Below are 24916 nucleotides of genomic sequence, written 5' to 3' on the forward strand. Positions count from 1 at the left end.
AGTTTTGAGTGTAAAACTCAAAGAAGGTGTCGTATTGATAGCATAGAGGACACACCTGTTCCCATTCCGAACACAGAAGTTAAGCTCTATCACGCCGAAAGTAGTTGCCGGATCGCTGGCTGCGAGGATAGGAAGATGCGGTGCCATACATAGGGAGTACTCTGAGAGGAGTACTTTTGAAGGTAAGAAAGTAACAAAAGCAGAGAGAACGGAAGAATCGGGAGAGGTGTCCGAGTCAGGCCGAAGGAGCATGGTTGGAAACCATGTAAGCAAGGAATTGCTTCAAGGGTTCGAATCCCTTTCTCTCCATAGGGACGCTTAGCTCAGCTGGGAGAGCACCTGCCTTACAAGCAGGGGGTCACAGGTTCGATCCCTGTAGCGTCCATTGGCGAAAGTCAAGACCGGCACGTCGGGATAAAGCGCTGCCGACTTAGCTCAGTTGGTAGAGCACCGCTCTTGTAAAGCGGGGGTCGAAGGTTCGAGTCCTTTAGTCGGCATGATTCTGCGGAAGTAGTTCAGTGGTAGAACATCACCTTGCCATGGTGGGGGTCGCGGGTTCGAATCCCGTCTTCCGCTTGTATGCCGGCGTGGCGGAATAGGCAGACGCACAGGACTTAAAATCCTGCGATAGAGATATCGTACCGGTTCGATCCCGGTCGCCGGCATATATGCACCTATAGCGCAATTGGATAGAGCGTCTGACTACGAATCAGGAGGTTGCAGGTTCGACTCCTGCTAGGTGCATAGAGGTTGAAGGAATTCAAACTCTTTTTTTAAGTCAAAGGGCAGAGGCTCTGAAAGCACGTATCGGGACGTAGCTCAGCTTGGTAGAGCACCTGGTTTGGGACCAGGGGGTCGCAGGTTCGAATCCTGTCGTCCCGATTGGCAGAGCAGTTTGCCAAAGACGATCGCGGTGTAGCTCAGCTGGCTAGAGCGTCCGGTTCATACCCGGGAGGTCGAGGGTTCGATCCCCCCTGCCGCGATAGGCTCACTAAAGGACCTTTAGCTCAGTTGGTTAGAGCAGACGGCTCATAACCGTCCGGTCGTTGGTTCGAGTCCAACAAGGTCCATGCACGGTAGAGCTGTGTGAGACAGATGATGGAGAATTACCCAAGTCTGGCTGAAGGGAACGGTCTTGAAAACCGTCAGGTCGAGAAATCGGCGCGTGGGTTCGAATCCCACATTCTCCTTAGGTAAGTCTCAAGCAGAGAGTTACCGGAAATAATATAATCGCGGGATGGAGCAGTCTGGTAGCTCGTCGGGCCCATAACCCGAAGGTCGTAGGTTCAAATCCTGCTCCCGCAATTGGTCGCATGGTCTAGCTGGTTAGGACGCCTGCCTGTCACGCAGGAGATCGCGGGTTCGAGCCCCGCTGTGACCGTAGTATGAAAGTACTAAGATGGCGCTGTAGCTCAGTTGGTAGAGCATACGATTGAAGCTCGTAGTGTCGGCGGTTCGATTCCGTCCAGCGCCATAGGTACAGAGATGTATCGAAGCGGTAGTCTGCGAATGTAGTTCAATGGTAGAATTCCAGCCTTCCAAGCTGGCTATGCGGGTTCGATTCCCGTCATTCGCTTTTTTATATGCAGCGGGTGGTCATGGTCGCGCGGTATAAAAGAAAGGGGCCTGTAGCTCAGTTGGTTAGAGCACTGTGTTGATAACGCAGGGGTCACAGGTTCGAGTCCTGTCAGGCCCATGAATTAAGAAGCGAAGTCCTTGGGGCATCGCTTTTTTTGTGTGGGTTTCACGCCCGCTCTTTTTTAGCCTTACTTTCATATTAATTATGCAAAGCTTGCGTTTTAAGTTATATTTAGATACAATAAACTTATTGACTTACCATAAGTAGAATATTTGAGAAAATTGTTGGTTGATGTGAAACAATAGTTCGAAACTCCAGTAAGCCGCACGTTAGTGGGTAATGCCACTCGGTTATCACCGTTATCAGATTAAGAGTGTTATGTTGATACTTGACATAAAAGCTGGGTGGTACCACGGAAGCACGATTTCGTCCCTTGTCCTTTTTGGATGGGATAGAATCGTGCTTTTACTTTACAAATGATTAATTGAAAGGGAAAGATATGTTAGATATAAAATATTTACGTAAAAATACGGATGAAGCTATGAGGCGCTTACAAGACCGTGGTGTAGCACCTGAAAAGTTAACAGAGTTACTCACCTTGGATGAAGCACGTCGAGATACAATTCGAACTGTTGAAAGTTTGAAGGCGGATCGTAACGTTGCTTCAGATAAGATTGCGTATGCTAAACGTAATAAAGAAGATGCTAGTGAAGCCATTGCAGCTATGCAAATGGTCAGCTCGAAAATTAAATTATTGGATAGCAAGCAAGTTGAACTAGATGAACAGGTACAAGATTTGGCAGCGCACTTACCTAATTTAGCAGCATCAGAGGTACCAGTGGGCCCAGATGAGTCAGCTAACATTGAGCAACGTGTATGGGAACCGGCAGAATATAAAAATAGACCACATGCTTTAGTAGAAAGTCCTAAATGGTTGAAGGCACATTTTGATATTGGAGAAGCTTTAGGAATATTGGATTTCGAAAGAGGGGCCAAGGTTTCTGGTGCGCGATTTTTATACTATGTTGGAGATGGTGCGCGTTTAGAACGTGCAGTATATAATTTTATGTTAGATCAACATCATCAAGAAGGTTATACAGAAATGATTACACCGATTGTGGTGAATGATTCTGCTATGTTTGGTACAGGGCAATACCCTAAGTTCCAAGATGATGCATACCGTGTAGAGGGGTTAGAACAAACTTATATTCCAACAGCAGAAGTGCCTTTAACAAATTATTACGCTGGTGAAACATTACCTGGGCAAGATTTACCAATTAAGTTTACAGCATTGTCGCCTTCTTTTCGTAAGGAAGCAGGATCAGCGGGTAAAGATACACGAGGATTAATTCGGTTGCATCAATTTAACAAGGTGGAGATGGTCAAATTTACAAAACCTGAGCAGTCATATGATGAATTAGAAAAAATGACTGATAATGCCGAAAATATTTTGCGTCAATTAGGGTTACCTTACCACGTTATCATGTTGTCAACAGGAGATATGGGATTTTCAGCAGCTAAAACATATGATGTAGAAGTTTGGATGCCACAACAAAATACGTATCGCGAAATTTCATCGGTCTCAAATACTGAAGATTTTCAAGCACGACGTATGCATATTACTTTCCGAGATGATAGTGGCAAATTACAATTGGTTCATACATTGAATGGATCTGGCCTAGCTGTTGGGCGTACAGTTGCAGCCATTTTAGAAAATTATCAAAATGAAGATGGTACAGTGACCATTCCAGAAGTACTGCGTCCTTATCTAGGTGGACAAGAAAAGTTAATAGCAACATCACATCATTAATAGTAAAGACCTGTATTTATCAGGTTTTTTTGTTATAATTGAAAGTAGACTATTGTGCGCGATAACACACAAATTCATATTTCAGAGGAGAAGCACACAATAAATTAATCTTGTGTGTTAAAAACAATGGCAAATCCAATACGTAAATTAGTTGATAATTCAAAAAAGCAACTAAAAAAATTAAATCATATTGCTGAGCAAGTAGAAAGCTATGCCGATCAAATGTCTGCAATGTCTGATGAAGCTTTGCAAGCAAAAACACCACAGTTTAAGCAAATTATTGCTGATGCATTAGCAGATGTTAAAGATAAAGACAAACAGAACAAAATATTAGCGAAGACTTTAGATGACATTTTACCTGAGGCTTTTGCTGTGGCACGTGAAGGTGCGAAAAGAGTCCTTGGATTATATCCTTTCCATGTACAAATTATGGGATCAGCAGCGTTACATGATGGTAACTTAGCTGAAATGCGTACAGGAGAGGGAAAAACATTAACGGCTACTATGACAGTTTATCTTAACGCGCTGTCAGGTCGCGGTGTGCATGTTGTCACGGTTAATGATTATTTATCATCTCGTGATGCTGAGCAGATGGGGCAATTATATCATTGGCTTGGATTGTCAGTTGGAGTCAATGTAGGTGACGCACCTGCAGAAGAAAAACGTGCGGCTTATGATGCCGACATTACGTATTCGACTAATTTTAATATTGGTTTTGATTACTTGCGTGATAATATGGTTCGTCGAGCAGATGAACGCGTGATGCAGCGTGGTTTGAACTTTGCCTTAATTGATGAAGCAGATTCTATTTTAATTGATACTGCCCGTACACCATTGATTATTTCTGGACCTGGGTCAGGGGTATCACAACTTTATGGACGTGCTGATCGTTTTGTCAAAACGTTACAGTTTGATGAAGATTACAAAATTGATGAAGAAGCTAAAACAACAATGCTAACAAATGAAGGCATTCATAAAGGTGAAATTTTCTTTAATTTAGATAATTTATATGATGCCGGCGATACAGCTTTAACACATCACATTGATCAAGCCTTACGTGCGAACTTTAACTATATTAACGATAAAGATTATGTTGTTCAAAATGGGGAAGTTAAGTTAATTGATCAAGCCACAGGTCGTATTTCCGAAGGAACACGTCTATCAGATGGACTACATCAAGCAATTGAAGCCAAAGAAAATGTTGAGATTCAAGAAGAAAACAAATCGATGGCGCAAATTACATATCAAAACTTATTCCGTATGTATAAAAAGCTCTCCGGTATGACTGGTACTGCTAAAACAGAGGAAGAAGAATTACGCGAAATTTATAATATGGAGGTTGTTACGATTCCGACCAACCGACCAATTAAACGTGTTGATTATGCTGATTTGTTATATCCATCTGTCCGTGCAAAATATAATGCCGTTGTTAATTTAATACAGGAGTTGCATGCCAATGGTCAACCAATTTTAATTGGTACTGGGTCAGTAGAGTCTTCTGAATTGCTATCAAAGATTTTAATGGCACAAAATGTTCCTCATAATGTTTTAAATGCTAAAAATAACGCAAAAGAAGCAGAAATCATTGCAAATGCAGGGCAACGTGGTGCAGTTACTGTAGCAACAAATATGGCGGGACGCGGAACCGATATTAAGCTTGGGCCAGGTGTCGCTGATTTAGGTGGCTTGGCTGTTATTGCAACTGAGCGTCACGAGTCACGACGAATAGATAACCAATTACGTGGTCGTGCAGGCCGTCAAGGTGATGCGGGCTTTTCTCAGTTCTTTTTGTCACTTGAAGACGATTTGATGATCCGTTTTGGTGCAGATCGTATTCGTGCTGTCTGGGAACGAATGAATCTTGATGAAGAAGAGACTGTTATCAAAAATCGTATGATTACACGCTCAGTAGAATCTGCTCAGAAGCGTGTTGAAGGTAATAACTATGACACACGTAAAAACGTTTTACAATATGATGATGTTGTTCGTGAACAGCGTGAATTGATTTATCATCAGCGTGATGTTGTCATTGATGAGTCAAAGTCTTTAGAGTGGGTTTTGATGCCGATGGTGGAAAGAACGATTAACCGCGTGGTAGATGCGCAAACAATCAGCAAAAAGTCCTCAGGTTGGCATCTTGAACAAGTGATTACTTTTGCCAATAACGCTTTGGTCCATGAAGGAGATATCACGGCTTCACAATTACAAGAGTTATCACGTGATCAAATTAAATCAAAGCTGTTTGACCTTGCTAAAATAAACTATAAAGCTAAAAAAGGGCAATTATATGATCCTGAACAAATGCTTGAATTTGAAAAAGTTGTGATTTTACGTGCAGTAGATCAACACTGGACAGACCATATCGATTCATTGGATCGCTTGCGTCAAGGTGTTGGATTACGTGGTTATGGGCAATTGAATCCACTCATAGAATATCAAAATGAAGCATTTGAAAACTTTAATAAGATGATTGTTGATGTCGAATACGATGCAACACGTACGTTTATGAAAGCTGAAATTCGTCAGAATTTAAAAGCGTAGATAAATGGTATTGACTACTGGTCATCTTTGTATTTGCAAAGTGGTGAGTAATTGATGACCTAAATCTATCTAATAATCGTTTTTATTTTGAAGGGATACAGTAATAATGGAAATTATCGATGCTAAGCATGCTTTAGCGGAAATTAAAGAAAATATCACGCGCTTTCGTAGCACGCTAGATTTAGAAGCCTTAACGGAAGAGATTGCTGATTTTGAAAATCGAATGACTGAACCTGGCTTTTGGGATGATAATGTCAAGGCACAGAAAGTAATTGAAGAAAATAATGTATTAAAAAATAGACGTGATTCGTTTTTAAATTTAACGAATCAAGCTGAAGAGATTGATGTTTTAATTGAAATGCTTTCTGAAGATCCTGATGATGTTGAAATGCTGGCAGAATTAGAAGAAAATGTTGCTAAGATTCAAAAAGATGTTGAAGCCTACAATTTAGAGCAACTTTTAACTGAGCCATATGATGCTAATAATGCTATTTTAGAGGTACATCCTGGCTCCGGTGGCACAGAGTCAACGGACTGGGGTGCCAATTTGTACCGTATGTACACACGGTGGGCACAACAGCATGGCTTTCAAGTGGATGTCTTGGACTACCATGCTGGCGATGAAGCTGGCATTGATAGTGCAACAATTAAAATTACAGGTCACAATGCATTTGGCTTTTTACGGAGTGAAAAAGGTGTGCATCGATTTGTTCGTATTTCACCATTCGATTCAGCTGGACGCCGCCATACGAGTTTTGTGAGTGTGGATGTCATGCCAGAGTTAGATGATACGATTGAAGTCGAGGTGCGGGATGATGATATTAAAATGGATGTTTTCCGCTCCGGTGGTGCTGGTGGACAAAACGTCAATAAAGTATCAACAGGGGTACGATTAACTCATGAACCCACAGGTATTGTGGTGTCATCAACCGTGGAAAGAACACAGTATGGTAACCGCGACTATGCGATGCGCTTGTTGAAGGGAAAATTGTATCAACTGGAACTTGAAAAGCAAGAGGCAGAACGTGCGGCATTGACAGGTGAAAAATTGGAGAATGGCTGGGGTTCGCAGATTAGGTCGTATGTTTTGCATCCTTATCAGATGGTCAAAGATCATCGTACTAACTATGAAACTAACCAACCACAACAAGTATTAGATGGTGATTTAGATCCATTTATTAATGCGTACTTGCAGTGGCAACTAAGCCTTAAAAACCCTAATTAAAAAAGTAAAGGTCGAAACAACTGTTTCGGCTTTTTGAATTAGCAAACAAATCAGTTTCTAATGTAGATGTAATGCGTTATAATATAAGTCAACATTAGACATTAACTGCGTAAAACACGGAGGGCAAAATATGGATACCAATTATACACCTAGTGCACAAAATGTCTTAGTTTTGGCACAAGAACAAGCAAAATATTTCAAACATCAAGCGGTTGGGACAGAGCATTTGTTACTTGCATTAGCGATTGAAAAAGAGGGAATTGCTAGTAAGATACTGGGTCAATTCAACGTTACAGATGATGACATTCGTGAAGAAATTGAACATTTCACAGGATATGGTATGACAACGCGCTATGACAAAAATAGTTACTTGCCTTACTCACCCAAAGCAGCAGACATTCTACGTCAATCTAATGATGAATCACGTGCGCTTGCGCAACCTAAAATTGGAACAGAGCATATGTTGTTGGCCTTATTACAAGATGAAAGTATTTTATCATCACGTATTTTGTTGGCATTAGATGCAAATTTGCAAGAAATGCGTCGTGCTATCTTGCGTAAACTTGGCGTGACTGATGTTCGTAAGCAGATGAAACAACGCGATAAACAACAAGCTCAGGGCACACCAACCTTGGATGGTTTGGCACGTGATTTGACGCAACTTGCCAAAGACGACAAGATGGATCCAATTATAGGACGTTCTAAAGAAGTTCGCCGTGTGGTACAAATTTTATCTCGCCGAACTAAAAATAATCCTGTCTTGATCGGCGAACCAGGCGTTGGAAAGACAGCCATTGCTGAGGGATTAGCACAACGTATTGTTAAAGACGAAGTGCCTGAAACATTAAAAAACAAAAGATTAATGGCTCTAGATATGGGTTCGCTTGTAGCCGGAACAAAGTATCGTGGTGAATTTGAAGATCGATTAAAAAAAGTAATTGAAGAAATTTACAATGATGGGAACGTTATTCTATTTATCGATGAATTGCATACATTAATTGGTGCAGGCGGTGCAGAGGGAGCAATTGATGCATCAAATATTTTGAAACCAGCTTTAGCTCGTGGTGAATTACAAACATTAGGAGCGACAACGTTTGATGAATATCAAAAATACGTGGAAGCAGATGCTGCGTTGGAACGTCGCTTTGCTCCGGTAACTGTTAATGAGCCATCTCAAGAGGATGCTGTTGCCATTTTAACAGGTATTCGACCAAAATTTGAAGCACACCATCAGGTTCAAATTGATGATGACGCTGTGAACGCTGCTGTTAAACTATCATCACGTTATATCACGGATCGATTTTTACCGGATAAGGCAATTGATTTAATGGATGAAGCAGGTGCCAAGGTTCGCATTGATGCGGTGGACAAATTAACACCATTGAGTAAGAATCAACGTCGATTAGCTGAGGTGATTGATGCGAAAGATGTTGCTATCACAGCTTTGAACTTTGAAGCAGCTGCTGAGTTGCGAAAAGAAGAAATGAAGTTAAGAACCAAGGTCAATAAATTGACTGCTAAAGCCGCTCAGGCACAAGAAAATCAGCGACCACAGTATGATTTACATGTGACATCAGAAGATATTGCTGAGGTGATATCACAGCAAACAGGGGTACCATTGACCCAGCTTGAAAAGAATGAACAGCAAAGACTTGTCAACTTAGAGTCGTTATTAGGCAAGCGGGTTATTGGACAAAAACCGGCAATCTCAGCAGTAGCAAGGGCTATTCGACGTGCACGTTCTGGTCTGAAGGATCCGAGTCGACCAATTGGCGCCTTTATGTTTTTGGGCCCTACCGGTGTCGGAAAAACAGAGCTAGCCAAAGCATTAGCGGAAGCAATGTTTGGTAGTGAAGATCATATGATTCGAATTGATATGTCAGAGTATCAGGAGAGGTGGTCATCATCACGCTTAGTTGGGTCAGCACCAGGATATGTTGGGTATGATGAAGGCGGGCAGCTAACTGAACAAGTTAGAAATCATCCGTATTCGGTTATTTTATTAGATGAAGCAGAAAAAGCACATCAAGATATATTTAACTTGATGCTACAAGTCTTTGATGATGGCTTTCTGACAGATTCTAAGGGTCGTAAAATTGATTTTCGAAATACGATTATCATTATGACATCTAATCTAGGAGCAACAAGACTGCGTGATGAAAAATCAATGGGATTTGGTGCTATTGACCTTAAAAATAATAATGAAGCAGTTGCCGAAAAAATTCGTGAAACATTAAAAGATACCTTTCGACCAGAATTCATTAATCGTTTAGATGAGACTGTTGTTTTTGATGCTTTGACTAAAGAAGAGTTGCACCAAATTGTCAAGCTAATGAGTCGCTCCGTCTTGCAACGTGTTGCGGAGCAAGGTATTTCTGTCAAAATCACACCAGCTGCAATCGATGTTGTTGCTAGTGCTGGGTTTGATCCTGAATATGGTGCACGTCCAATACGACGAGCATTGCAGACTAAGGTCGAAGATGCATTGAGTGAGGCACTACTTAGTGGACAAATTACTACAGAAAGCGCGGTTACAATCGGTGCTAAGAATGGCGAGATTAAGATTAATATCAAACCAATAAAAAAAGAGCCCACTAAAGCATAAAAACGCTCATAAATGACTGATTATGAGCGTTTTTTCAATTAAAGTCACAACAAGCCATCCAATGTAAAGAAATGGTACAAAGGGTAGTTGCTTGACCTGTCTAATTTTAAGACGGACAAGTGCGAGTGTAGAAGCGATGAGTAACGATAGTGCAAATGACTGTGTCGTAGAAATTAAAGTTAGTACCAGCAAAACAGGGATATCTCCTTTCCCCATAGCCTGTCGGTAGTGTACCAGTAATATACTGATTGTGATTACTAAACAAGTTAGTAGCAGTTTGGGTTCTCCCCAATTTTGGATAAACAAATATAGAATCCAAGGCATTAATATATCTGAATGAATGCGTTCATTATGCCAATCTTCAAGTGCTAGAAAAAATAGCAGATAAGCAGTAATCCAAGTGGTCGTATCTGAAAATAACAAGCTACCAATGAGTGCACCTAAAAATTCAAAAATGGCATAGTGTACACCGAATTTTTTTTGACAATAACGACAATGACCACGAGTTAATATTGTAGAAAACACAGGTATTAAGTCATACCACTTTAAGTTATGGCCACAATGCCAACAAAATGAACGTTTGATAAGGACATTAACGCCATGATTGATACGATCTGCCAAACACATGATACTTGAGACTAAAGTCGCGTTTAAAATTAAAATAAGTAAATTTTCCATAAAGTATCATACGGCTAATGTAAATAAAACTCAAAAAATATAATGTAGCCTATGCTATTGACATTAGAGCTCAATCTGTTATTATATTGAACGTGCTTTTAAGTAATCTGTTCTGTGATAACATCACAACGTGCTGAACGGCGCTGCAAAGGCAATTGTCAGCAGATTTCATGTGAGCATTTTTGTTTAATAACAACAATGATACACCTGGAACTGTGTAGAATAATAAAAATTTTAAGGAGAGCGTAGAATGCCTACAATTAACCAATTAGTTCGTAAGCCTCGTAAGTCACAAGTGACTAAGTCAAAGTCACCTGCGTTGAACTTCGGCTATAACTCAATGAAGAAGAAAGCAACAAATAATGTTGCACCACAAAAGCGTGGGGTTGCTACACGTGTCGGAACAATGACACCAAAAAAGCCTAACTCAGCTTTACGTAAGTACGCTCGTGTGCGTCTTTCAAACTTGTATGAAGTGACTGCTTATATTCCAGGTATTGGACATAATTTGCAAGAACACTCAGTTGTTTTGATTCGCGGTGGCCGTGTTAAGGATTTGCCTGGTGTACGTTACCACGTTATCCGTGGTGCATTGGATACTGCTGGTGTTGATGGTCGTATGACATCACGTTCAAAGTATGGCACAAAGGCGCCAAAAAAGTAAGAAGGAGACTGACTAATGCCACGTAAAGGTTATACTAAGCGTCAGGAAGTTTTGCCTGACCCAATTTACAATTCAAAGCTCGTTTCACGTTTGATCAACAAGTTGATGCTTGATGGAAAGCGCGGAACTGCTTCAACAATCTTGTATGATGCTTTTGATCATATCAAGGAAGCTACTGGTAATGAACCCTTGGAAGTTTTTGAACAAGCCATGGAAAATATCATGCCTGTATTAGAAGTTAAAGCTCGCCGTGTTGGTGGCTCTAACTATCAAGTGCCAATCGAAGTGCGTCCTGACCGTCGCACAACATTGGGACTACGTTGGTTGGTAAACTATTCACGTTTGCGTAACGAACACACAATGGACGAGCGTTTGGCAAAAGAAATTATGGATGCAGCTAACGATACAGGTGCATCTGTAAAGAAGCGCGAAGATACGCACAAGATGGCTGAAGCCAACCGTGCATTCGCTCACTATCGTTGGTAAAACCTACGGTGCAATTGGTATTGTACCGATTGTGATATACGTTAAGTAGTGTTGCTTAGAATATTTTAGTTATTCACAAGTTGCAATAGTAGCGTACAATGACAGTAGACGATAAATACTGCCAGTGTTTATCGTCAAAAAGCGAACACAATTCTGTGTCGCTTTTTGTTGCATACAGAACAAAAACCAGGAGATAACTCACAATGGCAAAACGTGAATACCCACTAGAACGTACACGTAACATTGGTATTATGGCCCACATTGATGCGGGTAAGACAACAACTACGGAACGTATCTTGTACTACACAGGTAAAATTCACAAAATTGGTGAAACACATGATGGTGCTTCACAAATGGATTTCATGGAACAAGAAAAGGAACGTGGAATCACGATTCAATCAGCTGCTACAACGGCTGTTTGGCATGGTTTCTTTGACCAATTCGAAAAGACACCTTACCGTGTTAACATCATTGACACACCAGGTCACGTGGACTTCACAATTGAAGTTGAACGTGCACTACGTGTTTTGGATGGTGCCGTAGCGGTTTTGGATGGTGCTGCCGGTGTTGAACCACAGACAGAAACTGTTTGGCGTCAAGCAACAACATATGACGTACCACGTATTGTATTCGTCAATAAGATGGATAAAATGGGTGCTGATTTCCAAATGTCAGTGGATTCAATTCACGAACGTTTGCAAGTCAATGCGGAAGCTATTCAATGGCCAATTGGCGCTGAAGATGACTTTGAAGCGGTTATTGATTTAATCACTCAAGAAGCTTATTACCCAGTGGATGATTTGGGCGAAAAGTGGGAACCACGCGATATTCCAGCAGAATTGAAAGATTTGGCAGAAGAAAAGCGTAATACTTTAATTGAAGCGGTTGCTGATGTCGATGATGACTTGATGGAAAAGTATCTTGAAGGCGAAGATATTTCAATTGAGGAATTAAAGGCTGCCATTCGTCGTGCTACTTTGGCATTGCAATTCTATCCAGTACTTGCTGGTTCAGCCTATAAAGATAAGGGTGTTCAAATGATGTTGGATGCCGTTGTTGACTACTTGCCAGGACCTTTAGATGTTAAGCCATATATTGCTAATGATCCGAAAACTGGTGAAGAAGTAGACTTGATTGCCGATGATAACAAGTCATTTGCTGCCTTGGCATTCAAAATTATGACAGATCCATTCGTTGGTCGTTTGACATTTATGCGTGTGTATACTGGTACTTTGAAGTCAGGATCATATGTACAAAATACATCTTCAGATACACGTGAACGTGTTGGTCGTTTGTTACAAATGCATGCCACATCACGTACTGAAATCGAAGAAGTATTCTCAGGCGATATTGCCGCAGCTATTGGTTTGAAGAATACGACTACGGGTGATTCATTGACTTCTGTTGATAATCAATTGGTTCTTGAATCAATGGAGTTCCCAGAACCAGTTATTGAATTAGCTATTGAGCCTAAAACAAAAGCTGACCAAGACAAATTGTCTAATGCTATCCAAAAGTTAGCTGAAGAAGATCCATCATTCCGTGCGACAACAAACCCTGAAACAGGTGACACTCTTATCGCTGGTATGGGTGAGTTGCAGTTGGATATCATGGTTGATCGTATGCGCCGTGAATTTAACGTTGAGGCAACTGTTGGTGCACCACAAGTTGCCTACCGTGAAGCATTTACTAAAACTGTTCAAGCTCGTGGATTCTTTAAACGCCAATCAGGTGGTAAAGGTCAATATGGAGATGTTTATATTGAATTTTCACCAAATGAAGAGGGTGCAGGATTTGAATTCGATGATGCCATTGTCGGTGGTGTTGTGCCTCGCGAATATATTCCTTCAGTTGAGGCAGGTTTGAAGGATGCTTTGAATGCAGGTCCTCTGGCTGGATTCCCATTGGTTGACTTGAAGGCCAAATTGTATGATGGTTCATATCACGATGTCGATTCTTCTGAAGCAGCCTTCAAAATTGCTGCCTCATTAGCTTTGAGAGAAGCTGCTAAAACAGCTGGTGCCGTTATTCTTGAACCAATTATGGCTGTTGATATTGTTGCCCCTGAAGATAACCTTGGTGATGTGATGGGACATGTTTCAGCACGTCGTGGTATGATTGAAGGCCAAGAATCACGTGGACCCGTCTTAGCTGTAAAAGCTAAGGTGCCTTTGTCAGAAATGTTTGGATATGCAACAACTTTGCGTTCTGCAACACAAGGCCGTGGTACGTTCCAAATGGTTTTCGATCATTATGAAGCTGTTCCTAAGAATATTCAAGAAGAAATTATTAAAAATAGTGGTAAAGAATCTTAATATTTGTGATCATGTGTCTTTATGTTAAGATGATTCATTGCTATGAATTATTATTAAGAAACTGACCGATGGTCCAGTAAAAACGGCGTCACTCCATGGAGTGACGCCGTTTTACTTTTGGAGAGTATGGTGAACGATATGAACAAACAACACAGTAAATTTTTAATACCGGGAATTATTATGATTGGCATGGTCTTAAGATTGCCGTTTACATCAATCCCACCAATTCTTGATACAATTGCAAAATCGCAACATATACCGGTTGGACAGCTTGGTATATTAACAACAATTCCATTACTTTCCTTTGCATTATTTTCGTCTTTTGCACCTCAAACCGCAAAAAAATTTGGACTTGAACGAACTTTCACGTTTATGCTTATGTTAGTTGTTATTGGTTCTTTAATGAGGGTGATTAATACGCCGTTTTTATACTTAAGTACTTTGTTAATTGGCATTGGTATTGCACATATGAATGTCTTATTGCCAAGTGTTATTCGTATGTATTTTCCTATGAAAATTGGACCAATGACCTCGTTATTTACCTTTAGCATGATGTTAGCAACTGCATTAGGAGTTAGTGTGGCGGCGCCTATTACAGCGTTGGCAGGTTGGCACGTATTTATTTTTATTTTGACAATAATACTGTTTATTGCGCTTATTATTTGGCTGCCAAATGATCACTATGTTAAAAAGCAGGATAAGCCGTTAGTTGTTGGTGTTCCTGTAAAAGCACAATCAATAATTTGGCGAAACAAGTATGCGTGGTTGTTATTGTTTTTTTGTGGTATACAGTCAGCTATGTTTTATGTCTTGATAGCTTGGGGACCAACAATGGCTATACAGGCAGGATTGTCACCAGCAGTTGCGGGGGTGTTTTCTGGTGTCAACTCTTTAATTGGATTGCCCTTTTCTTTATTTATTCCCACACTAATTGCACGAATAACTGGTAGACAGCGACAATTGTTGATGGTTAGTTTGTCTGTGGTTGGTATCATTGGCTATTTGTTATTATTATATCCAACAGGTTCTTTTGGCTATTGGCTAACCGTTAATTTATTAATTGGTATGAGTACTGCCAGTTTGTTTCCGTACTTATTAACAACATTTAGCTTAAAGACAAATACGCCTAGTCAAACTGCACAATTATCCGGTATGGTGCAGAGCGGCGGTTACTTAATCGCTGCTCTTGGACCGGCATTATTTGGTTACGCTTTTTGGTTTTTTAACAGCTGGAAACCACAAATTATCACGATATTGATTTTATTTATATTTATGATTATAACAATAATTATAATTGAAAGAAAAGATAAAATATTGTAACAAGAAAAGTATGCAACGAATATGAAGTTGCATGCTTTTCTTGTTACAATATATTTATTGATTAAAAGTGAGGATAGGAAAGTGTCTAACGAGTCAACGCCAATTATTGAATTCAGAAATGTTGGATTATCTTATGATGATAATTCAGTTTTGAAAAACATTGATTTTGAGCTAGAAGCAGGTAAATTTTATACGTTGTTAGGGCCATCAGGATCTGGTAAAACAACTATTTTGAATCTGATATCTGGACAACTGACAGTGACCTATGGTGATATCTTATTTGAGGGACAAGTGATTAATCACGTACCTGTTGAAAAGCGCCATATGAATACAGTTTTTCAAGATTATGGCTTATTTCCAAATATGAACGTGTTTGAAAATGTGGCTTTTGGACCTCGCATTAAAGGTAAAAGCAAAAAAGAGATTAAAGCTAAAGTGACAGAGATGTTGGCGTTGGTTAAACTTGGGGAGTATGCTGATCGTGAAATCACTGAGTTGTCAGGTGGGCAGAGACAGCGTGTAGCGATTGCACGCGCTTTGGCTAATGATCCAGAAGTATTATTACTTGATGAACCCTTATCTGCACTTGATTATAAATTACGCAAAGAAATGCAATACGAATTGCGTGAAATTCAACAGCGTCTCGGCATTACGTTTGTATTTGTGACACATGATCAAGAAGAAGCACTAGCTATGTCTGATTGGATATTTGTCATGAATGATGGTGTCATTCAACAAAATGGGTCACCAGAAGATATTTACGATGAACCGATTAATCATTTTGTAGCGGACTTTATTGGTGAGTCAAATATTTTGGATGGCATCATGACTGCTGATTATCTGGTGCACTTTACAGGAAAAGACTTTGAAAATGTTGATGCCGGTATGCGACCAAACGAACGTGTAGAGGTTGTGTTGCGGCCAGAGGATTTGGATTTAACAACTGTTGAAAATGGTAAATTAGTTGTGACGATTGATGATCAATCTTTTCGTGGTGATTACTATGAAATCACCGCAATTGATGATGACGGGAATGAGTGGCAGGTACAGGCGACAAATAAGTCTACAGTAGGAGAGCGTGTTGGTCTGACATTCGATCCAGAAGATATTCACATCATGAGGTTTAACGAATCTGAAAATGATTTTGATGCACGCTTGGAAAGTTACGAGGATGAAGACGACAATGCCTAAAAGTAAGCAGCAAAGGCAACTATTTTATATCATTCCCTATGGCATGTGGTTAGTGCTATTTGTTATTGCACCATTAATGTTATTACTTTTCCAGTCATTGACTACACAAAATGGGCACTTTACATTGCAAAACTATGCGACCTATTTTGCAAGTGGTACGTATTTATTAATGACATTTAACTCAGTTTGGTATGCTTTTCTAATTACGATAATTACCTTAGTGATTAGTTATCCCATGGCATATTTATTGAATCAGTTAAAGCAAAAACAATTCTGGTTATTACTTGTCATTTTACCGACATGGATTAATTTGTTGTTAAAAACATATGCATTTATAGGACTACTTTCAAAAACAGGTACGGTTAATAATTTTATTGGTTTAATGGGTATTGCACCACAACAATTATTATTTTCGAATTGGAGCTTTCTTTTAGTAGCGGCCTATATTGAAATACCATTCATGATTTTGCCAATTTTTAACTCATTGGCAGAAATCAATCCGCGTCTAGCACAAGCAAGTCGTGATTTGGGCGCGAATCAGTGGCAAACTTTAAGACGTGTGATATTACCCTTATCAATGCCGGGTATTAAGGCAGGTATTCAAGCGGTATTTATCCCAAGTTTGTCGCTATTTATGATTACACGTTTGATTGGTGGTAATCGAGTGATCACATTGGGAACAGCGATCGAGGAACATTTTTTAGTGACACAAAATTGGCGAATTGGATCAACAATTGGTGTCATTTTAATTGTTGCTATGATTATCACGATGGTACTAACAAGAGAACGTGCTCGCAAATCTTCAAGGAATCGAGGTTAAATCATGGTTAAAAAAATCAAATGGGCTAATAGTTACTTGTGGCTTGTTTTTATACTCCTTTATTTGCCTATTTTTTTCCTAATTGTCTATTCATTTAATTCAGGCGATGTCATGCAGGGCTGGGAAGGATTTTCGTTTAAGCACTATGCCGAGTTATTTGCGGATACTCGTATCATAGAAATTGTCGTTAGCACGCTTTTAATTGCGCTGTTGTCGTCATTAATCGCTAGTGTTATTGGGACAGCGGGCGCGTTGTATATTTATAATTTAAAATACGCACTAGCAAAAAATATTTTCCTATCATTAAATAATATTTTGCTTGTGTCACCAGATGTGATTATTGGTGCATCATTCCTGATTCTATTTACTGTCATGGGCTTTGCTTTAGGTTTTACTTCAGTATTGTTATCGCATATTGCCTTTAGTATTCCAATCGTGGTCTTGATGGTACTTCCTCGCCTGCAAGAGATGAATCAATCACTTGTCGCTGCTGCTAAAGATTTAGGTGCAAATAATTGGCAAATGCTATCTCGCGTTATTTTACCAGTAATCTCACCTGGTATCTTGGCTGGCTTTTTTATGGCTTTTACCTACTCACTTGATGATTTTGCTGTAACGTTCTTTGTGACCGGTAATGGTTTTACGACACTTTCTGTAGAAATATACTCGCGTGCACGTCAAGGCGTTAGTTTAGAAATTAATGCGCTATCAGCGATGATGTTTATGGTATCATTATTGCTTGTATTGGCTTATTATATGATTACTACGCGTACAGGGAAAAATAAAAAGCGCGGCACACGTTTGGTTCTACCGGCATCTGAGGGACTGTAATTATGAAAAAATTAGCAATGGGTATGATAGGTATCTGCTCAGTTATTTTGATATTGTTTGGCGTACAACATTACTTGGCATCTAAAACAGGCACTAACGCATCATCCGACAAAGTTTTGAACCTTTATAATTGGGGTGATTACATTGACCCTGAGTTGCTTAAAAAGTTCACCAAAGAAACTGGGTACAAAGTAAGTTATGAAACATTTGATTCAAATGAAGCAATGTACACGAAAATCAAACAAGGTGGTACATCTTATGATTTAACCGTTCCTTCAGACTATATGATACAGAAGATGAAAAGGGAAAAACTGTTACTGCCATTAGATCATAGTAAACTAACTGGTATGAAAAATTATGATACGCGGTTTTTGAACCAGTCTTTTGATCGCAATAACCGATATTCGTTACCTTACTTTTGGGGAACGCTTGGCATCATTTATAATGATCAGTACGTTAACGCTAAAGATCTTCAACATTGGGATGACTTGTGGTCGCCTAAATTTAAAAATCAAATCATGCTCATTGATTCAGCCAGAGATGCATTGGCCATTGCACTAATAACGCAAAATAAGTCTGTTAATACGAAATCACGGGCAGATTTGGCTGCGGCACAAGCTAAGTTAACAGCATTGATGCCAAATGTTAAAGCAATTATTGCTGATGAAATAAAAATGTATATGTCGCAAAATGAGGCAGCAATTGCCGTAACGTATTCAGGTGAAGCTTCTGAAGCATTAAGTCATAATAAACATCTGCATTATATTGTGCCTAGCGAGGGGTCTAATTTATGGTTTGACAATATTGTTATGCCAAAAACTGCTAAGCACCAAGCAGCAGCCTATGCCTTTTTAAATTTTATGGGTAATCCAAAAAATGCAGCACAAAACGCTGAATACATTGGTTACGCAACCCCTAATCAAAAAGCAAAGGCATTATTGCCAAAAGCAGTGCGACAAGATACACAGTTTTATCCCGATGATCAAACAGTTAAACACTTACAAGTTTATGACGACTTAGGGCAATTGTGGACAGAAAAGTACAATGATGCTTTTTTAGAATTTAAAATGTCACAAAAATAATTGTCCGTAAAGTCGTTAAATAATTAGTAAAAAAGTGTTGCACTTGGGTGGTATTTCTGTTAATATAGATAAGTACGCTTTTGGAACCGTAGTCACATAAACCTACTGAAAGCCTGGTGTATCAATATTTAGCAATGATGATCAAGGTTGCGACACGCGCGGCCGCGTTGCCATGGGCGCGCAAAACACAAGCAGTGTTGTCGGTTTTTGGTCGGAGTTAGCTGATTTATAAAATCAACGAGGAGGCACGAAATAATGGCACAAAAGAAAATTCGTATCCGTTTGAAGGCATACGAGCACCGTATCTTGGACCAATCAGCAGAAAAGATTGTTGAGACAGCTAAGCGTACGGGCGCAGAAATTGCTGGTCCTATCCCTTTGCCAACTGAACGTACATTGTATACAGTTCTACGTTCACCACATAAGCATAAGGATAGCCGTGAGCAATTTGAAATGCGTACGCATAAGCGTTTGATTGATATTGTGAACCCTACTGACAAGACAGTTGACGCATTGCGTAAGCTTGAATTGCCATCAGGCGTTGCAATTGAAATCAAGTTATAATATTGTTCAAACAAATAATTAAGGAGATTAGTCATGACTAAAGGTATCTTAGGCCGCAAAGTCGGTATGACTCAGGTTTTCACTGAAACTGGTGAATTGATCGCCGTAACTGTTGTTGAAGCTACACCAAACGTTGTTTTGCAAGTTAAAAATGCAGAAACAGACGGGTATAGTGCACTACAACTTGGTTACCAAGATAAGCGCGCAGTTCTATCAAACAAACCTGAACAAGGTCACGCTTCTAAAGCAAACACGACCCCTAAGCGCTACATTCGTGAAATCCGCAATGCGGAAGGCGAATTTAACGCAGGGGATGAAATCAAAGTTGATACATTCGAATCTGGTGAATACGTCGATGTAACAGGTATCACGAAGGGGCATGGCTTCCAAGGTAACATTAAAAAGGATGGCCAGTCTCGTGGACCAATGTCCCACGGTTCTCGTTATCACCGCCGCCCAGGTTCAATGGGTGCCGTTATTAACCGTGTCTTCAAGGGTAAGCTTTTGCCTGGACGTATGGGAAATAACAAGCGTACAATGCAAAATGTTGCTATCGTCCATGTTGACGTTGAAAACAACTTATTGTTATTGAAAGGCAATGTTCCTGGCGCTAACAAGTCACTATTAACGATTAAATCAACCGTTAAAACTAATGCAAAGCATCCTGAAGTTAAAATGGCTGGTGTTTCAACATCAACTGTGGCTGAAGAAGCTTAATATAAACTATTAGAAAGGAGAACAATCAATCATGACTAAAGTTGCTGTATTAAAGCAAGATGGTAGTCAAGCTGCGGAACTTGAATTAAATGACGCAGTCTTCGCCATTGAACCAAACAACACTGTTATCACAGATGCAGTTTTGATGCAACGTGCATCAATGCGTCAAGGAACACATGCAGTCAAAAACCGTTCAGCGGTTTCTGGTGGTGGCCGTAAGCCTTGGAAACAAAAGGGTACTGGTCGTGCACGTGCCGGTTCAATTCGTGAACCACAATTCCGTGGTGGTGGTATTGTTTTCGGACCTTCACCTCGTTCATACGCATACCGTATCAACCGTAAGGCATATCAATTGGCATTGAAGTCAGTTTTGTCACAAAAAGTTGCTGAAGGTAAGTTAGTAGTTGTCGATGCTTTGACATTTGAAGCACCAAAAACACAAGACTTTAAAAAAGTTTTGACTAACTTAGCCGCTGACACAAAGACATTAGTAGTTGTTGATGAAAACAACGAAAACGCAATTTTATCAGCACGTAATTTGGCTAATGTTCAAGTTATGACAACAAAGGGTATCAACGTACTTGACGTTGTTAATGCAGATAAACTGGTGATTGTTCAATCATCAATCGAAGAAATCCAAGGAGGTCTTGCCTAATGGATGCACGCGATATTATCCGTCGCCCTATCATCACAGAAGCTTCTATGGCGCAAACAGAACGTAAGCGTTATGTCTTCGAAGTTGATATTCGCGCAACAAAACCTCAAATCAAAAAAGCTATTGAAGAAATCTTTGAAGTTCAAGTTTCAGGTTTGAACACAGCTAACGTTCGTGGTAAGCAAAAGCGACAAGGTCGTTACGTTGGCTACACACGTAAGTTAAAGAAGGCAACCGTAACGTTGTCAAAAGATTCAAAAGATATTAAAATCTTTAACGAAGGTTAAATCTAAATAGGAGGATAAGACATTGGCTATCAAGAAGTATAAGCCAACCTCTAACGGACGTCGTAACATGACGACTTCAGATTTCGCTGAAATCACGAAGTCAACGCCCGAAAAGAGTTTGTTGGCAAAAAAGTCAAAAACTGGAGCACGTAATAACTCTGGTCGCATGACAGTTCGTCACCATGCTGGTGGACACAAACAAGCCTACCGTTTGGTAGACTTCAAGCGTATTAAAGATAACAAGACAGCTACTGTTAAAGCTATCGAATATGACCCAAATCGTACAGCAAACATCGCTTTGCTTGTATACGAAGATGGTATTAAGTCATATATCTTGGCGCCAAAGGGATTGAAGGTTGGCGATAAAGTTCAATCTGGTCCTGATGCCGATATTAAACCCGGCAATGCCTTGCCATTGAGCAATATTCCTGAAGGTACTTTGATTCATAACATTGAATTGAAGCCTGGTAAAGGTGGACAGTTGGCACGATCAGCTGGTACATCAGCACAAATATTGGGTAAAGATGGTAAGTATATCATCGTTCGCCTGACATCAGGTGAAGTTCGTTTGGTTCTTGCTACAAACCGTGCAACCATCGGTGAAGTTGGTAATGCTGAACATTCACTGATTAACTGGGGTAAGGCTGGACGTAATCGCTGGCGCGGTAAGCGCCCACATGTTCGTGGATCAGTTATGAACCCTAATGATCACCCACACGGTGGTGGTGAAGGTAAAGCACCAGTCGGTCGTCCAAGTCCTATGTCACCATGGGGTAAGAAGACTGCCGGTAAGAAGACTCGCGATAAGAAGAAGGCTTCAACAAAGTTTATCGTTCGCGGTCGTAAGAGTAAGTAAGGGAAAGGAGAAAACCAATGGCTCGTAGTTTAAAAAAGGGACCATTTGCGGACCCACACTTGCTTAAGAAGATTGAAGCGCAATCAAATTCTGAGAAAAAATCAGTAATCAAGACTTGGTCGCGTCGTTCAACAATCTTCCCAAGCTTTATCGGTTTCACAATTGCTGTATATGATGGTCGTAAGCACGTTCCGGTTTTTGTGCAAGAAGACATGGTTGGGCACAAGTTGGGAGAATTTGCCCCAACTCGTACATTCAAAGGCCACAAGGCTGATGATAAGAAGACTAGTAAAAAATAAAGGAGGAAATTGAAAAATGGCTGAACAAATTACTTCAGCTCGTGCGACAGCCAAGATCGTTCGTGTTGCCCCTCGTAAGGCACGCTTAGTTCTTGATACTATTCGTCGTAAGAGTGTTAACGAAGCATATGCAATTTTGAAGTTCCTACCTAACACTTCTACTGAAGATATTTACAAGGTTTTGAACTCAGCAGTTGCTAATGCTGAAAACAACTTCTCATTAGACCGAGAAGATCTTATCGTGAAGGAAGCCTTTGCTAACGAAGGACCAACGCTTAAGCGTTTCCGTCCTCGTGCCAAGGGTTCTGCTTCACCTATCAACAAGCGTACAAGCCATATCACTATTGTGGTTGCTGAGAAGGAGGCAAAGTAATGGGTCAAAAGATTAACCCTACTGGATTCCGTGTCGGTGTTATTCGCGACTGGGATGCAAAGTGGTTTGCTGATAAGGCTGATTATGCTAACCAACTTCACGAAGACTTACGTATTCGTAAGTATATCGAAAAGAATTTAGCGGACGCCGCAGTTGATCGCATCGAAATTGAACGCAGCACAAAATCACGTGTTGATGTTTCTGTCCATACCGCCAAGCCAGGAATGGTTATTGGTAAGGGTGGGTCTGAAGTTGAAAAACTTCGAACACAATTAGCTAAGTTGACTGATACTGATGAAAAGGGCCGTTCAAAGCGCGTCTTTATCAACATTGTTGAAATCAAGAAGCCTGATTTGTCTGCACACTTGGTTGGACAACAAATTGCTGGCGATTTGGAACGCCGTGTTGCGTTCCGTCGTGCAATGCGTGGTGCCATTCAACGTACAACACGTTCAGGTGCTAAGGGTATCAAAGTTATGGTTTCAGGCCGTTTGAATGGTGCAGATATTGCTCGTATTGAACAATATACTGAAGGAACCGTTCCTTTGCATACTTTGCGCGCTGATATTGATTATTCATGGGACGAAGCTATGACAGCTTATGGTAACTTGGGAATCAAAACTTGGATATATCGTGGTGATATCTTACCACAAAAAAAGAACAGTAAGTAAGGAGGGAAGCAAACATGTTAGTACCAAAGCGTGTTAAATTCCGTCGTGTACACCGTGGCCACATGCGTGGCGAAGCAAAAGGTGGAACGACGGTAACGTTCGGTGATTACGGCTTGCAAGCAACAACATCAAGCTGGATTACAAATCGTCAAATTGAAGCTGCCCGTATTGCAATAACACGTTATATGAAACGTGGTGGTAAGGTTTGGATTAAAATCTTCCCTCATAAGTCATATACATCTAAGGGTGTCGGTGTTCGAATGGGTAACGGTAAGGGTGCACCTGAAGGTTGGGTTGAACCAGTAAAGCGTGGTAAGGTTATGTTTGAAGTAGCAGGTGTTTCTGAAGCGACTGCTCGTGAAGCATTACGTTTAGCACAACACAAGTTGCCTGTACGTACAAAGATTATTGCTCGGGAGGCTGAATAATGGCTAAAGCAAGTGAATTGAAAGAATTGTCACTTGCGGATTTGCAAAAGCGCGAAGCCGAATTCAAGGAAGAATTATTCAACCTACGTTTTCAATTGGCTACAGGCCAACTTGAAAACACGGCGCGTATCGCACAAGTTCGTAAGGACATCGCACGAGTTAAAACAGTTATTCGTGCACAAGAATTGGCTAACGCCAACAAATAAGACGAAAGGAAGAAGCTGAAAAATGAGTGAAGAACGTAATGCTCGTAAGGTTTATCAAGGCCGTGTTGTTTCAGATAAGATGGACAAGACAATTACTGTCGCTGTTGATACTTATGTGACACATGCAGTTTATGGTAAGCGAGTTAAGTACACAAAGAAGTTTAAGGCCCATGATGAGAATAATTCTGCAAAGATAAATGATATTGTTCAAATTATGGAAACACGCCCTTTGTCTGCAACTAAGCACTTCCGTTTGGTTAAAATTGTTGAAGAGGCAGTAGTGCTTTAATATTATTTATACCAAATCGTCGTAATTAATTGCTAACTAAGGAGGAAGAACCATGATTCAACAAGAGAGTCGTTTAAAAGTGGCTGACAACTCTGGCGCGCGTGAAATCTTAACGATTAAAGTGCTCGGTGGTTCAGGTCGTAAGTTTGCGGGTGTAGGTGACATGATTGTTGCTACAGTTAAGCAAGCTATCCCTGGTGGTAACGTAAAGAAGGGTGACGTCGTCAAGGCTGTCATCGTTCGTACTGTATCTGACGTCCGACGTGCAGACGGTTCATACATCAACTTTGATGAAAATGCCGCTGTTATCGTTAAGGAAGATAAGTCACCAGTTGGTACGCGTATCTTTGGTCCTGTTGCACGTGAATTACGTGACAGTAACTATATGCGTATCGTTTCATTGGCACCAGAAGTGCTCTAAAAC

25 protein-coding genes, 15 tRNA genes and 1 rRNA gene are annotated in these 24916 nt (G+C 40.4%); 40 read left to right on the top strand and 1 reads right to left on the bottom strand.

The genetic code is table 11. The features are described from left to right. Positions 1-27: 27 nt before the first annotated feature. The 20 genes from rrf (at position 28) to LKI_RS06925 (ending at position 9760) form a co-directional block, all read left to right on the top strand. A 5S ribosomal RNA gene (rrf, locus tag LKI_RS06830) occupies positions 28-144 on the top strand. 76 nt (positions 145-220) lie between these two features. After that, a tRNA-Ser gene (locus LKI_RS06835) sits at positions 221-309 on the top strand. A gap of 3 nt (positions 310-312) precedes the next feature. Then, positions 313-385, top strand: a tRNA-Val gene (locus LKI_RS06840). Between the two features lie 39 nt (positions 386-424). Then, positions 425-497, top strand: a tRNA-Thr gene (locus tag LKI_RS06845). 7 nt (positions 498-504) lie between these two features. After that, positions 505-576, top strand: a tRNA-Gly gene (locus LKI_RS06850). A 5-nt stretch (positions 577-581) separates the two neighbouring features. Then, positions 582-665, top strand: a tRNA-Leu gene (locus LKI_RS06855). A 5-nt stretch (positions 666-670) separates the two neighbouring features. Further along, a tRNA-Arg gene (locus tag LKI_RS06860) sits at positions 671-744 on the top strand. A 64-nt stretch (positions 745-808) separates the two neighbouring features. Continuing rightward, positions 809-882: transfer RNA gene (locus tag LKI_RS06865), tRNA-Pro, on the top strand. Between the two features lie 27 nt (positions 883-909). After that, positions 910-983, top strand: a tRNA-Met gene (locus LKI_RS06870). Positions 984-996: 13 nt separating this feature from the next. Continuing rightward, a tRNA-Ile gene (locus LKI_RS06875) sits at positions 997-1070 on the top strand. Positions 1071-1100: 30 nt separating this feature from the next. Continuing rightward, positions 1101-1190: transfer RNA gene (locus LKI_RS06880), tRNA-Ser, on the top strand. Between the two features lie 41 nt (positions 1191-1231). Then, a tRNA-Met gene (locus LKI_RS06885) sits at positions 1232-1305 on the top strand. A 2-nt stretch (positions 1306-1307) separates the two neighbouring features. Next, positions 1308-1381, top strand: a tRNA-Asp gene (locus LKI_RS06890). Between the two features lie 20 nt (positions 1382-1401). Then, positions 1402-1474 (top strand) — tRNA-Phe (locus LKI_RS06895). 31 nt (positions 1475-1505) lie between these two features. Then, positions 1506-1576, top strand: a tRNA-Gly gene (locus LKI_RS06900). A gap of 46 nt (positions 1577-1622) precedes the next feature. Further along, positions 1623-1696, top strand: a tRNA-Ile gene (locus LKI_RS06905). A gap of 382 nt (positions 1697-2078) precedes the next feature. After that, on the top strand, positions 2079-3389 hold the full coding sequence (gene serS, locus LKI_RS06910; protein ID WP_013103423.1) for a serine--tRNA ligase: 1311 nt from the start codon (positions 2079-2081) through the stop codon (positions 3387-3389). Between the two features lie 126 nt (positions 3390-3515). After that, on the top strand, positions 3516-5930 hold the full coding sequence (gene secA / locus LKI_RS06915) for a preprotein translocase subunit SecA (RefSeq protein WP_013103424.1): 2415 nt from the start codon (positions 3516-3518) through the stop codon (positions 5928-5930). 106 nt (positions 5931-6036) lie between these two features. Continuing rightward, the gene (gene prfB / locus LKI_RS06920) at positions 6037-7155 is read left to right on the top strand and encodes a peptide chain release factor 2 (protein ID WP_013103425.1); all 1119 of its coding nucleotides are present in this window, start codon (positions 6037-6039) and stop codon (positions 7153-7155) included. A 130-nt stretch (positions 7156-7285) separates the two neighbouring features. Further along, positions 7286-9760: an ATP-dependent Clp protease ATP-binding subunit gene (locus tag LKI_RS06925; RefSeq protein ID WP_013103426.1), complete on the top strand. Its 2475-nt coding sequence runs from the start codon at positions 7286-7288 to the stop codon at positions 9758-9760. A 6-nt stretch (positions 9761-9766) separates the two neighbouring features. Here the strand turns inward: LKI_RS06925 and LKI_RS06930 are convergent, their stop codons facing one another. Beyond that, positions 9767-10438, bottom strand: a complete 672-nt coding sequence (locus LKI_RS06930; RefSeq protein ID WP_013975197.1) for a prepilin peptidase — start codon at positions 10436-10438, stop codon at positions 9767-9769. A gap of 250 nt (positions 10439-10688) precedes the next feature. On the opposite strand from LKI_RS06930, the gene rpsL reads away from it, so the two are divergent. The 20 genes from rpsL (at position 10689) to rplN (ending at position 24913) form a co-directional block, all read left to right on the top strand. Then, positions 10689-11102 (top strand): 30S ribosomal protein S12, encoded by a 414-nt coding sequence (rpsL, locus tag LKI_RS06935; protein ID WP_010383887.1) that lies wholly within the window; start codon positions 10689-10691, stop codon positions 11100-11102. Between the two features lie 15 nt (positions 11103-11117). Next, on the top strand, positions 11118-11588 hold the full coding sequence (rpsG, locus tag LKI_RS06940; protein WP_013103428.1) for a 30S ribosomal protein S7: 471 nt from the start codon (positions 11118-11120) through the stop codon (positions 11586-11588). Between the two features lie 203 nt (positions 11589-11791). Beyond that, a complete protein-coding gene (gene fusA / locus LKI_RS06945; protein WP_013103429.1) occupies positions 11792-13903 on the top strand; it encodes an elongation factor G in 2112 nt (703 codons plus the stop codon). A gap of 138 nt (positions 13904-14041) precedes the next feature. Beyond that, on the top strand, positions 14042-15223 hold the full coding sequence (locus tag LKI_RS06950; RefSeq protein WP_041773595.1) for an MFS transporter: 1182 nt from the start codon (positions 14042-14044) through the stop codon (positions 15221-15223). An 81-nt stretch (positions 15224-15304) separates the two neighbouring features. Continuing rightward, positions 15305-16414, top strand: a complete 1110-nt coding sequence (locus tag LKI_RS06955) for an ABC transporter ATP-binding protein (RefSeq protein ID WP_187286357.1) — start codon at positions 15305-15307, stop codon at positions 16412-16414. After that, positions 16407-17234 carry an ABC transporter permease gene (locus tag LKI_RS06960; protein ID WP_041773597.1) on the top strand — a complete coding sequence of 276 codons (828 nt, stop codon included), beginning with the start codon at positions 16407-16409 and terminating at the stop codon, positions 17232-17234. Before LKI_RS06955 ends, LKI_RS06960 begins: the two co-directional genes overlap by 8 nt. Positions 17235-17237: 3 nt before the next feature. Next, a complete protein-coding gene (locus LKI_RS06965; protein WP_013103433.1) occupies positions 17238-18065 on the top strand; it encodes an ABC transporter permease in 828 nt (275 codons plus the stop codon). A 2-nt stretch (positions 18066-18067) separates the two neighbouring features. After that, entirely contained in the window at positions 18068-19147 is a 1080-nt protein-coding gene (locus tag LKI_RS06970; protein WP_013103434.1) for an ABC transporter substrate-binding protein, read from the top strand. 255 nt (positions 19148-19402) lie between these two features. Next, the gene (rpsJ, locus tag LKI_RS06975; RefSeq protein ID WP_013103435.1) at positions 19403-19711 is read left to right on the top strand and encodes a 30S ribosomal protein S10; all 309 of its coding nucleotides are present in this window, start codon (positions 19403-19405) and stop codon (positions 19709-19711) included. A 33-nt stretch (positions 19712-19744) separates the two neighbouring features. Next, positions 19745-20428: a 50S ribosomal protein L3 gene (rplC, locus tag LKI_RS06980; RefSeq protein WP_013103436.1), complete on the top strand. Its 684-nt coding sequence runs from the start codon at positions 19745-19747 to the stop codon at positions 20426-20428. A 31-nt stretch (positions 20429-20459) separates the two neighbouring features. Next, positions 20460-21083: a 50S ribosomal protein L4 gene (gene rplD, locus LKI_RS06985; protein ID WP_013103437.1), complete on the top strand. Its 624-nt coding sequence runs from the start codon at positions 20460-20462 to the stop codon at positions 21081-21083. After that, a complete protein-coding gene (gene rplW / locus LKI_RS06990; protein ID WP_013103438.1) occupies positions 21083-21370 on the top strand; it encodes a 50S ribosomal protein L23 in 288 nt (95 codons plus the stop codon). Before rplD ends, rplW begins: the two co-directional genes overlap by 1 nt. A 22-nt stretch (positions 21371-21392) precedes the next feature. Further along, on the top strand, positions 21393-22226 hold the full coding sequence (gene rplB, locus LKI_RS06995) for a 50S ribosomal protein L2 (protein ID WP_013103439.1): 834 nt from the start codon (positions 21393-21395) through the stop codon (positions 22224-22226). Between the two features lie 17 nt (positions 22227-22243). Next, the gene (rpsS, locus tag LKI_RS07000) at positions 22244-22525 is read left to right on the top strand and encodes a 30S ribosomal protein S19 (protein WP_013103440.1); all 282 of its coding nucleotides are present in this window, start codon (positions 22244-22246) and stop codon (positions 22523-22525) included. A gap of 16 nt (positions 22526-22541) precedes the next feature. After that, positions 22542-22898 carry a 50S ribosomal protein L22 gene (rplV, locus tag LKI_RS07005; protein ID WP_004899456.1) on the top strand — a complete coding sequence of 119 codons (357 nt, stop codon included), beginning with the start codon at positions 22542-22544 and terminating at the stop codon, positions 22896-22898. Further along, positions 22898-23569 (top strand): 30S ribosomal protein S3, encoded by a 672-nt coding sequence (gene rpsC / locus LKI_RS07010; protein ID WP_013103441.1) that lies wholly within the window; start codon positions 22898-22900, stop codon positions 23567-23569. Before rplV ends, rpsC begins: the two co-directional genes overlap by 1 nt. A 14-nt stretch (positions 23570-23583) precedes the next feature. Beyond that, on the top strand, positions 23584-23997 hold the full coding sequence (rplP, locus tag LKI_RS07015) for a 50S ribosomal protein L16 (RefSeq protein WP_013103442.1): 414 nt from the start codon (positions 23584-23586) through the stop codon (positions 23995-23997). After that, the gene (gene rpmC, locus LKI_RS07020; protein WP_002816028.1) at positions 23997-24203 is read left to right on the top strand and encodes a 50S ribosomal protein L29; all 207 of its coding nucleotides are present in this window, start codon (positions 23997-23999) and stop codon (positions 24201-24203) included. The genes rplP and rpmC overlap by 1 nt, the downstream gene beginning before the upstream one ends. Before the next feature lie 22 nt (positions 24204-24225). Further along, positions 24226-24492: a 30S ribosomal protein S17 gene (rpsQ, locus tag LKI_RS07025; RefSeq protein ID WP_013103443.1), complete on the top strand. Its 267-nt coding sequence runs from the start codon at positions 24226-24228 to the stop codon at positions 24490-24492. Positions 24493-24544: 52 nt separating this feature from the next. Then, the gene (gene rplN / locus LKI_RS07030; RefSeq protein ID WP_013103444.1) at positions 24545-24913 is read left to right on the top strand and encodes a 50S ribosomal protein L14; all 369 of its coding nucleotides are present in this window, start codon (positions 24545-24547) and stop codon (positions 24911-24913) included. Positions 24914-24916: the final 3 nt, after the last annotated feature.

It is taken from the genome of Leuconostoc kimchii IMSNU 11154 (genome assembly GCF_000092505.1).
Taxonomy (GTDB): domain Bacteria; phylum Bacillota; class Bacilli; order Lactobacillales; family Lactobacillaceae; genus Leuconostoc; species Leuconostoc kimchii.